At 71.3% G+C, this 644-nt stretch carries 1 protein-coding gene; it reads left to right on the forward strand.

Annotation, left to right across the window (positions count from 1 at the left end):
• The coding region (locus AC0L3X_RS47365) for an HlyD family secretion protein (RefSeq protein ID WP_473317649.1) at positions 1–644 on the forward strand (644 nt) is incomplete at both ends.

Below are 644 nucleotides of genomic sequence, written 5' to 3' on the forward strand. Positions count from 1 at the left end.
ACCTTAGACCTGCCGCCTTCGTCGCGATTCCGCTCGCGCTGGTCGCGGCGGGCGCGCTGCTCTATGTCATGCGCCACTCGGCACCACCCGCAGCCATCGTCGGCGTCGTGCGCGCGACCGAGATCAGGGTCGAGCCGGAGGTCAACGGCCAGCTGGTCTCGATTGCGGCCAAGAAGAGGGCCTCTGTGAAGGCCGGCGACGTCGTGGCGCGGCTATCGGCGGTGGAGTTGACGGCGCAGGCGGACCAGGCGCGTGCCGCGCTCGCGTCGGCAACCGCCAACCGCAACAACGTCTATGCCGGCGTTCGTCGCGAGCAGGTCGACTCGCTGAAAGCCGCCATCGCCAAGGCCAGCGCCCGCCTCGACTTCGTGCAGGCCCAGCTCACCCGGACCAGCACGCTGGCGCGCCAGAGCTTTGAATCCCAGCAGTCGCTCGACCAGGCCGAGAACGACGTCGCCAGCGCACGCGCCGGCGTGGCCGAGGCCCAGGCCAATTACGATGCGGCCGTGGCCGGCCCGACCCGGGAAGAGCGCGCTATCGCCGACACGCAGGTGCAGGCCGCGGCCGCCGCGGTCACCGTGCTCGAGCGCCGCCTCGACAAGATGGTGTTGCGCGCGCCGGCCGACGGCGTGGTCAGCGTCATC

The sequence above is a fragment of the Bradyrhizobium sp. MI1.7 genome (genome assembly GCF_055811795.1).